9 protein-coding genes are annotated in these 10225 nt (G+C 32.6%); 2 read left to right on the plus strand and 7 right to left on the minus strand.

Features of this window, described 5'->3' with window-relative positions; translation table 11 throughout:
* The 6 genes from N3F66_12345 to N3F66_12370 all read right to left on the minus strand — a co-directional run bounded on the left by N3F66_12345 (position 1) and on the right by N3F66_12370 (position 4010).
* Positions 1-378 (minus strand): RidA family protein, encoded by a 378-nt coding sequence (locus tag N3F66_12345; GenBank protein ID MCX8124934.1) that lies wholly within the window; start codon positions 376-378, stop codon positions 1-3.
* 9 nt (positions 379-387) lie between these two features.
* Positions 388-1560: an HD domain-containing protein gene (locus N3F66_12350; protein ID MCX8124935.1), complete on the minus strand. Its 1173-nt coding sequence runs from the start codon at positions 1558-1560 to the stop codon at positions 388-390.
* 223 nt (positions 1561-1783) lie between these two features.
* Positions 1784-2329: a hypothetical protein gene (locus tag N3F66_12355; protein ID MCX8124936.1), complete on the minus strand. Its 546-nt coding sequence runs from the start codon at positions 2327-2329 to the stop codon at positions 1784-1786.
* A 119-nt stretch (positions 2330-2448) separates the two neighbouring features.
* Complete coding sequence (locus N3F66_12360) at positions 2449-3048, minus strand: DedA family protein (GenBank protein ID MCX8124937.1); 600 nt, start codon at positions 3046-3048, stop codon at positions 2449-2451.
* Between the two features lie 23 nt (positions 3049-3071).
* Positions 3072-3398 carry an inorganic pyrophosphatase Ppa gene (locus N3F66_12365; GenBank protein MCX8124938.1) on the minus strand — a complete coding sequence of 109 codons (327 nt, stop codon included), beginning with the start codon at positions 3396-3398 and terminating at the stop codon, positions 3072-3074.
* A gap of 18 nt (positions 3399-3416) precedes the next feature.
* Complete coding sequence (locus N3F66_12370) at positions 3417-4010, minus strand: TetR/AcrR family transcriptional regulator (protein ID MCX8124939.1); 594 nt, start codon at positions 4008-4010, stop codon at positions 3417-3419.
* A gap of 135 nt (positions 4011-4145) precedes the next feature.
* Here N3F66_12370 and N3F66_12375 point away from each other — a divergent pair, with 135 nt between their 5' ends.
* The gene (locus N3F66_12375; GenBank protein MCX8124940.1) at positions 4146-6410 is read left to right on the plus strand and encodes a hypothetical protein; all 2265 of its coding nucleotides are present in this window, start codon (positions 4146-4148) and stop codon (positions 6408-6410) included.
* Here the strand turns inward: N3F66_12375 and N3F66_12380 are convergent.
* Complete coding sequence (locus N3F66_12380; protein ID MCX8124941.1) at positions 6390-8378, minus strand: adenylate/guanylate cyclase domain-containing protein; 1989 nt, start codon at positions 8376-8378, stop codon at positions 6390-6392. The genes N3F66_12375 and N3F66_12380 overlap by 21 nt on opposite strands.
* A gap of 411 nt (positions 8379-8789) precedes the next feature.
* On the opposite strand from N3F66_12380, the gene argS reads away from it, so the two are divergent.
* A partial coding sequence (gene argS / locus N3F66_12385) for an arginine--tRNA ligase (protein MCX8124942.1) occupies positions 8790-10225 on the plus strand: 1436 nt, incomplete at its 3' end.

The raw sequence follows: 10225 nt of genomic DNA on the forward strand, positions 1-10225 counted from the left end.
TTATAAGATTGCAATCGCGTCTATTTCAATTGGTGCACCAGCTGGAAGATCAAAAACCCCAATACATGAACGTGCTGGGGGATTTATAGGGAAAAATTTTTTATATATTTCATTCATCAAAGAAAAGTGTTTCATATCTTTAAGGTATACAGTTATTTTGACAATATTTTCCATCTTGCTACCTGCACTTTCAATGATGGTTTTAATATTGTTTAAAACTAATTCAGTGGCTTTAGCAATATCATTGTCCACTACAATATTTTTTGCAGTATCAATTGGAATTACACCTGATATAAATAAAAATCCATTGGCTTCTACAACATGTGTGTAAGGACCACCTTTTGGTAAATTATCAAAATTATAATGTTTAATTTGCATTTGTTACTTTTATAATAGTTTTTTTTCTTCTAATTTTTTTTGAATTGATTGTAGCTGTTTATAATTATTAATGATTTTTATCATGTATCTATTGTTGGGATCATTTGACAAGTCGATTTCAACCGGTTTTTCATAAAAACGAGCCAATAGCTGTTCACCATTCCGTTGAAATTTACAAAATATTATAACTTTGGGTTTAAGCATATCGTTTATACCAAAGTCTTTAATTATAGCAAGCTCTTGAGTATTTAACTCACAAATATCATTGTGGGTATAAAAAGCTTGTGTATTGTTCAAAATAGGACCTAACTTGTTAATAAAAGTATTAATTAGCTGATAATCGAAATGTGAATCAATGGCATTTAAGATAGCCTTTAAAGCATTACTTGGTTCGATAGCATTTCTGAATGGGCGTTTTGATGTCAGTGCATCATAAATATCGCATAATCCAATTATTTTTGGGTAAATGGGTAAATTTTCATACGGTAATCCATAATACCCATTGTTATTGTAGCGTTCATGATGAAACAATACTGATTGCAATACTATTGGGTGAACATCTTTTATCTTTTTGAGTGTTTCATAACCCAATTGAGGATGGCGCTTCATTTTTTGAATATCTGTAATAGTATATTTTCCTTCTTTTTCCAAAAGGTTTTTATCTAATTGCATTTGACCAATATCATGCAGATAGCCACCTAAAGCTATATTTTTAATTTCATCTTTGTTAAAAGTGCCTATCATTCTGGCTAAAACTGCACTTAAAATACCTACATTCACCGAGTGGTTATAAATATATTCTTCATAACTTTTTAAATCTTTGAGCAAATTAAGAGCTAGTATCTCAGTTGAAGTCAGGTCATTTACAATATCTATGATGACCTTTTCTGCTTCGTGAAATGCCACTTTACTTATCTTATGGCTATGAGCTATCTCATGCATTATCTCTTTAGCTTTATTCCGGGCAATCTGCATTCTGAACGTAGGAATTACAGCCATCTGCCCGTTGTCATTATAATATAGTGTATTCCCATATCTGGCTTTAATCGCATTGATTTTTTCAGTTGTTAAGGCTACACGTGGAGGTAAAACTACAACACCATCTTCTGATAAAAGTGGGTAGATAAAACTGCTGTTAGGTCTTAAATAATCTACATCTATTTTTATTCTTTTACCAAGCATTGATTAAAATTTACACGCTAATATTTATTTCAAAATAAATAAATTGATAATATAAATCAATTATAATTTTTCTAATGAATTTAAAAAATTATAAATGTAATTGAATACTCTTTTTAATTAACAGATGTAAACTGCAATTTATTAAAATAACAATAAGTCTGGACTTTTTTTATGTAAAATAGTCAGCATCAAAAGATGACTCTTAGAGCATTGTTGAGAATGACTATTTAAAAATTGTAAAATTTTTTATTGTTTGTAGTAGTATCTGGGCAGAATTAAGTGAATCTTCTTTTGTTAATCCACAATCGTTATATAATGAATCAGCTATAAATTTTCGTATAGCCATATATACATCTTCAGTTGGATAAAAAAGGAATGCAAAATTTTCACCCTGTGTTTTTAAAATTGTAAAAGATGTATATAACATCAAAGGTTCTTTTGGTATCATTATTTTTTCCTGTTTTTGGCCGGTGAGTATTGTCAGATCGTCAAAGCGGTATGGTATTGATTTGCCTGCTTCTCTGTGAACTGGCTCTTCGTATCTACGGGCATAGGTTGGTGGTTCTACTAATAAGTGGGTTCTGCTCCCATCAGTTTTGAATGTCAAGCCTTCAGCAGTTTGATAAATATCTTTAACATTTTTATATGCAGTTACTTCATAAATTGAGTATATTGAGTCGGAATCAAAAAAGGAACAGATGATAAATCCACCATTAGATGGTATTGAGTTATTCATATAGGCTTTAAAGAGCGCAGTTCCTTTTGCCATATATTACCTCTCATCATTGTTCATGATAATAAAAAACAATATGCAATATCAGGAAAACACTCATGATTATATAAGAAGTAAAAGTTTAATGCAAACATTTTTTTATATTTGGAGATATTTTATTGTTTTCTTCTCTTGTATATTATAATTGTAATAACTGTTAAAAGAAAAAGTGAAAATATAACTAATTTATATTTATTAAGATAGGGGAATATAATTTCATAATTTGAGCCCAATGTATATCCTAATGTAAATAGTATTGTTGATGTGATAGATAGCGCCATTAAGTCAACGATCATAAATTTCAATATATTCATTTTAGCTAGTCCTGCAGTAAGAAATATTATATTTCGTACACCAAAAGGGATAAAACGGCCAAAAAATAAAGTTTTTGAGCCATGAGATACATAATAATTTTCAATTTTTTGAATTTTATCCATAGGATAAAATCTTGCTAGTTTTGGGTGCTGTAAGATAAACTTCATTCCAAATCTGCCCAAACAATATGATATTAAATCACTTGTGTAAGCCCCTAAGACACACCCTGCAGCAATTTTAAATGTATGTTCAGGTATGATTGTTGCTGCGATGGAAGCAGATACAATGAATATTATATCTTCCGATATGGGAAAATTAAATCCAGCAAGAATAAGAAGTAGAAAAGAAAAATAGTGTACATGCGGTGCAAAATCAAAAAGCAGTTGGGAAATATATGCCATGGTAGACTCTCTTAGTCTTAGTATCAATCTATGATAAAAGGTTCATATTTAAGTGCTAAAGTACCTTTTTTTACCCATATGCGAATTTGCAAGGCATTTTTCCCATCCTGCGAAGAAATTGTTCCTATTTCTTCAACCAGATCAATGCTATCAATGGGAAATTCATAGAATATCTTTCTATCTGAAAATGGATCGGATAACAGAATGATTTTTGTTTTGTCGTATTGGTGTTTTTTAGGAGTTCCTACAAATGCAACATGATCTTCAAAAAAATTTATATTTCTGTATTTGTCAATTGCTGTTTTCTCATTTCCTTGAAGCAATTTTAATAACTTTCTCTGTTCTTCCATAGCTATCTGCCACAACTATTATATTCTTTTAATTCCATTAATAATAATTTCTATAGCTTCCTGTACAATAATGCCCTTGAGAGGCTGGTTGGTGTCAATAATGAGTAAACGTATCATTGTCAAGATAATTCCGCAACAAACTTTTGATAATACTGGGATATGTGAGTTACGTATAAAACCGTGAGATATTCCTATGCTAAAAAACTTTTCAAATTCATTACTGATAGAATGTTGCAATTTATCAGCAAAATCTGCATACTTTGAGTCATGTGCATGAAATAATAAAAAGCCGAGTTCATTACTAAATTTAAGCGCAAATTCACTTAATCTCAAAATTTCTTGTTTGATTATGCCAAAATACTCCTGTTGGGTAATAGTTTCGTATAATGGTGTTAAAACAAAGATTGAATCAATTGAATCAACTATAGGTTGATAAATTTCAGTAAGAAGCATTTCTTTATCTTTGAAGTATACATAAAATGTTCCCGTTGCCAGATTGCAATAATCCATAATTTCAGTAATTTTGGTTTTTGAATACCCCTTTTCATTAAAAAGTTTTTCTGCTGCAAACATAATTTTTGTTTTTGTTTCCGGTTTAATAATTTGCGCCATACGATTTTCCTTTTGATATGCTTTTTCAAGACTATAAAAGTATGGGTATTTAATCAACAAAATAAAATCTTGACAATATTGTAATTTTCTTTACATGTTAAATAAATTAGTACCAGGAACTAAAAAATAAAGAATATGAATAAAATAAGAGGGAAAATAGGCTCATTTCATTTGCCGGCAATAGTAGTAATTTTAGCAATATTATTAGGTTTTTGTGTTGTACAAAAAATATATTTTAAAATTTTATTTCATAACAAAATTTCACCACAAGTTATAGAGGAAATATTTGAAAATAATTTTAAAAAAGCAATTCAGTTTGGGGATAGCCATATATCATTAGGTGGCAATATAATTTTAAAAAATGTTAAGATAGCACCTACTACTGATTTTAACGATAATTACAATCTGATATCCTGTAAAGAAGCAATTATTGATCTGAATTATTTCAAAGCTTTTACAGGCACAATTGCAATTAAAGGCATAATATTTAACGATGCATCAATAACCATTGTAAAAAATTATGGCAAAAGTTATCAGGATACATTCAAAAGCATATTTGCAGGGATTATACATGGCAATTCTTTTACTATTGATAATTTTTATCTGGAAGCCACAGGTGATTTGCAATACAATGAAAGTTTTACCACAGATAAATTAAGAATTAATGTCCACGACCTCTCAGTGTACATACATCTTAAAGATAAAAAATTGTCTTATGACATCAAAGGTAGTGTTGCTCCTCTAGATAGTACTCTTGATTCAGGTAAACTACATATATCAGGAACCATTAATTATAATAATATGATGAATTACAAATCCTCGCATCATGCTATATATGCCAAAAAGATAGATATGCATATAGCAAATTATTTTTTAAGGGAATATTCTGATTTACCTGTTGTTGTGAGAGGATATTTTTACACTGATTGCACCATTGATCATGATTCAAAATATAAATTTGATGGCACAATTGAGTTTGATAATTGTACTGTCCTGTACATCAAAAATACCCCTCATTATGAGATAATATCTAAAGACAATATAAGCGTGGATGCCCGTGTGGAATTTACTCACGATTTATCCGATATTGTTGTTTCATCATTTTCATTTGATGATAAAGAGATTTCATTTGATTTCACGTTAAAATATTTCAAGGATACTTTATTGCAATTTTATATTTCTACAAATAACATTGACCTTGAAGATTGTGATTATATTCAGTTTGTACCAGGTGTTAGCTATCAGGGCTTATTGAACTTGCAAGCAAAATGTGATTTTGATATCGCCCATAACAACATGCAATACTTTAAAATTATTTGTGATGCTCGTGATGTATCTTTGTCACGTAGGATTAACAATATTACGTATTCATATATAAATGATACTAAACTCCATATTGAGGGAGATGTAAAAAAGATAGTTGTAGATTTCTTTACAAAACATAAAGATTCGGATATATTATTGTATTCAACAATCAACATTGACAGATGGTTACCATTTAGTTCAGTAACAGACATTAATATAACATCAAAAAAACTATATACTCAACTATTGAGTGATGTTATTGTCACAGGCTTATCGTCATTATATGCTGGTGCAATGAAAGATATGGGTATGGGTTATAACGAAATATTTTTCAGAGATAAGCCTTTGGGCGTATTTCTTATTAATAATATTATCAAGATAAAAATAAATGTAGCGCGACTCATTTTTGATACAAATGCCTATTTGAAGAATTTAAATATTGATATAGTCTCTAATAAAGGTGCTATCTCAACGCCATCATTTCGTTGCGAAGGTTATTCGGGAATATTTTCTTTTTCAGTCAATGCCTTTTGTAACTGTGATTATCCTACCATGAGTGTTAATGCTGCAGTATCAAATTTTGATTACGGTAAGTTTTTAATAGATAGTGGCAAAAAAAATGCTACTGGGGTTTTAAATGCAACACTAAGTTATTCTGTGTCAGGGTATCGTTTAAGTCATCTTTTGCAAAATGGCAATGGCTTGTTACAAGTAACTATCGCCAATACTATTTTTGATAAAACTTTGCTACAGAAAAAGATTGGTGAAATAGCAAAAAACTGCAATGTGTCATTCCCTGATGGGATTTGGCGTTGTAACAGACTTGACATAACCGTCAACCATACAGCTGATAGATGGATTGTACAAAATATATTTATAGATACTGATATGGTACAAATTGGTGGCTATGGAAACTATACACTGGATAAGGGGCTACAATTACCGTGCTCTGCAACCCTATTCATCAAAGAAGGGGCTGCCCTTAAGAGCTCACAAAGAATTAATTTTACTGTTTTGGGAAATCTTGACAATCCAGTTATATTGACAACAGCCCCCTGTAACAAAAAATCAATATCAATCTTTGATGTCAATTAGTTCGTAAATCTTCACTGGCAATTGCTTCCCTTTAACCCTTACCAGGTCAAGTTCTCTGGCTATAACATGATCTTTTACATGTTCATAGGTAAATTCACTGATAATTATTTCGGTACCATACTGTTTGTTTGTTCCTTCAAGGCGTGCTCCAAGGTTTACATTATCCCCCATTAATGTATAATCCATACGTGATGCCGAGCCCATATTACCAACAACCATTTCGCCGGTGTTTATTCCAATACCAATATGCAATGCAGGTTTTCCCATTTGCACCCAGCGTTTATTAAGTTGCTCAAGAACCTGTATCATCTCTACAGCACATTTGCATGCTAGTAGCGCATGGTTTTCCTGAGGGATAGGTGCTCCCCAGAATGCCATTATTTCGTCACCAACATATTTATCAAGTGTGCCATCATATTTGAAAACCAGATCGGTCATTGCCTGGAGGTATTCATTGAGATGTTCAACAAGTTCTTCAGGAGTCATTTTTTCTGAAATAGTGGTAAAGCTTCTAATATCTGAAAATAGCACTGTGAGTATCTTTTTTTCGCCACCAAGCTTTAATTTTTCAGGATTTTTCAAAAGTTCGTCCACAACTGTTTTTGAAACAAACTTGGAAAAAGTCTGGCGTATGTATTTCTTCTCCTGCTGTTCTGTCAACACCCTGTATGCAATAATAATTGAGAATGTTGTACCTACCTGAATGATGGGGGTAGCAAAAATAGTGATTACATTAAAAACATCAAAAAGCAGGTATGAGCCAATAATATAGAATAATGTAAGTGCTAGGGTAAAGACAACAGCAATAATAATTGATACATGGGGAAGGGCAAACCCCAAAATAAGTGAGATAATAAATAAAATTAGTATATTTTGCCATGAGGTAAGCTTTACTATAAAGTCCTGATTGAGTATAGTATTTAATGCATTAGCATGGTGTTCTATTCCAAAAAGGTCCCCATACGGTGATTTATGGATATCTGTTGAAATTCCTGTTGAAGCGTAGGCTGCAATAAGAATTATTTTATTCTGCAATGAAGTATTATTTATCTTGCCATCCCTGCAGAAATAGTAGTAAGGATAATGAGTAAAACTTCCTGGCCCACCAATGAAATTAATATCCATGAAGCCTTCATCATCAATTGGAATATAAATAGTATTGTCAGCAGTTGGCTTTGCCATTTTCTCTTTTGGAATATTTGATAATTTTATATGTTCTCCCATTTTTATGGTCACATCTTTCTTAGTAATGCCATAATAGTGCATGACAATAAGAAGGTCTATAGAAGGATAATATTTTCCTTTATATTTTATTATTAGCGGAACTTTCCTGTTGACATGGTCTGCGTCAGGGCGTATGTTTGCAAATCCTAAACCTATTGCGGCCTGTGATAGCAATGGTGTAGGTGGTACGGCTTCTTCAACCCACGGTATAGAATTGTCCTGAGGGTCAACCGGGAAAGAATATATATCCAGAATGCGCATGCGTTCATCAATATCAGTGTACTTGACATCTACTTCTTCTGTTTCAAACGGGTAATCTAAAAACACACAGTTTGCTTCTTTAATAGCTTTAGCAAATTCTTCTTCATAGGGCTTGTGATCAAGAAACATGATATCAAAGAACATTGCTTTGGGATTTCCTGAGCTAACATATCGGGTAAACTTTGCATGATATGACCATGGAAATGGCCATTTTATGCCTTCATTGTCAAATTCGCGTATGGTATTTTCATCAATCCCAAGGATGATAATATCATCTCGTGAACGGGGATTTTTACGTGTCATTCGCACCCCCTCCTGTAGTTTAATAGCCTTTTCAGAAGGGTCACGCAGGTAGAATCTAAAATTGATTGATCCGTTTTCAAGACCATCTAAAAGCCTGGTTTGTGAATATAAAAACGTTAGTATGATAAAAACAGCAAATGACAGGCCTAAACCCATGAGTTGATTTTTATTAATTTGCATAGCTATTACCTTTATGATTAATAGTATAAGTGTAAAGGTTTTTGATTATCCAAAGCTAAATAATGTACTATAAGAAACAACTAAGAAATGCAAGTTTTTTATTATATTCTTGACAAAATAATTAATGCAGAAAATTCAAATTGTATCATAATGAATCGTAAAATTGTGATATACTAATAAATGAATTTTTTTCAAAAGAAAAACCATCACACTTAAAAAGTAAAAAACATAACCCTATAGGGGTAAGTATAGAATAGTATAATGTGAATATTTATTGCTCTATTAAAGTAGTATGAGTTATGTCTTACAAAGTGCGATGAGAATCAAGTGGTTGTATATAAAGAATGTTCAAAACAATCGCTTGTTTGGAATGATCTCGTTGGTTCTAAATTTCTGTGAAGAGGTGTTGTTGTGATAATCAAAGAGTATATTGCACATACAGTTAGAGAAGCTCTATTGAAGCTTTTGCAGGCTAAGAACATTCCAATGGAGCTATCGCCAGCAATAAAGGTTGAATATCCTAAAGAAGAAAAGTTTGGTGACTATGCCACACCAATTGCTATGGAATGCGCAAAGATACTGCGCATGTCACCCATGCAGATAGGTGAGGAGATAAAACAGCACATTGACACACAGATCTTTGAGCGCATAGATGTTGTCAAACCAGGTTTTATCAATTTATTTCTTTCACTTCCATTTCTTTTGAAAAGATTGGAGGAGATAGTTACTGTTAAAGATGAGTACGGTAAAAATAAAAAGCAAAATCCTAAAAAAATAAACCTTGAATTTGTTTCTGCAAACCCTACAGGGCCTTTAAATGTGGTTTCTGCACGTGCAGCGGCGGTGGGTGACACTCTTGCCAATCTATTACAGGCAAGTGGTGATGTTGTACACAGGGAGTTTTATGTTAATGATTACGGAAATCAGGTATGGTGGCTTGGGAAATCGGTGTGGGTTCGCTACAGGCAAATGCTGGGCCAGGATGTGCCATTCCCGGAAGAAGGCTATCACGGTGAATATGTGAAAGACATTGCCCGATATATACATGAGAATTTTTCACAGGAGCTATCGCACATAAAAGATGAAGATGAAATTATTAATTTTTGTGCGCGAAAAGCTATAGAATACAATGTTGCATCGCAGAAGGAAGATTTGGATAGATTTAATGTGCACTTTGATACATGGTTTCATGAAAGCACTTTACACCAAACCGGAAAGGTTATGGAAGTTTTTAACTATCTTGAGTCACTTGGTGTTATACGAGATGAGGACGGCAAGAAGGTGTTTGTTTCTACAAGGTTTGGTGATGATAAGGACAGGGTGGTTGTACGTGACGATGGAAGACCAACATATTTAATGGCTGATATTGCCTATCACAGAACAAAAATTGAACGAGGGTACGATTTGATTATTGATATATGGGGGCCGGATCATCATGGGTATATTGCTCGCCTGGTAGGTGCAATGAAAGCGATGGGATATGATGAAAAGCATTTCAGGATTCTGATTTCGCAGCAGGTAAACCTTTTAATGAATGGTGAGGCCGTAAAAATGTCCAAGCGCTTGGGTACATTTTCCACCATGCGTGACCTGATTGAAGAAATTGGCACTGACGTTGCACGGTATTTTTTTGTTATGCGTTCAATGGATAGCCATCTTGATTTTGATATTGACCTTGCAAAACGTCAGAGCAGCGAAAATCCCGTGTTTTATCTGCAGTATGCTCATGCGCGTATTTGCTCAATATTCAGAGAAGCACAGAACAGGAATATACACTATAATAAGGCGATAGTTGATGTAGAACATTACAACAATCCTGAAACGATTGCACTATTAAAACTTATGGC

It is taken from the genome of Spirochaetota bacterium, assembly GCA_026414805.1.
Taxonomy (GTDB): domain Bacteria; phylum Spirochaetota; class UBA4802; order UBA4802; family UB4802; genus UBA4802.

Excerpts from the sequence above, each read along its gene's own strand:
- N3F66_12360 (MCX8124937.1), bottom strand. The coding sequence starts at position 3,048 with ATGGCATATATTTCCCAACTGCTTTTTGATTTTGCACCGCATGTACAC.
- N3F66_12375 (MCX8124940.1), top strand. The coding sequence starts at position 4,146 with ATGAATAAAATAAGAGGGAAAATAGGCTCATTTCATTTGCCGGCAATA.
- N3F66_12370 (MCX8124939.1), bottom strand. The coding sequence starts at position 4,010 with ATGGCGCAAATTATTAAACCGGAAACAAAAACAAAAATTATGTTTGCA.
- N3F66_12355 (MCX8124936.1), bottom strand. The coding sequence starts at position 2,329 with ATGGCAAAAGGAACTGCGCTCTTTAAAGCCTATATGAATAACTCAATA.
- N3F66_12365 (MCX8124938.1), bottom strand. The coding sequence starts at position 3,398 with ATGGAAGAACAGAGAAAGTTATTAAAATTGCTTCAAGGAAATGAGAAA.
- N3F66_12350 (MCX8124935.1), bottom strand. The coding sequence starts at position 1,560 with ATGCTTGGTAAAAGAATAAAAATAGATGTAGATTATTTAAGACCTAAC.
- N3F66_12345 (MCX8124934.1), bottom strand. The coding sequence starts at position 378 with ATGCAAATTAAACATTATAATTTTGATAATTTACCAAAAGGTGGTCCT.
- N3F66_12380 (MCX8124941.1), bottom strand. The coding sequence starts at position 8,378 with ATGCAAATTAATAAAAATCAACTCATGGGTTTAGGCCTGTCATTTGCT.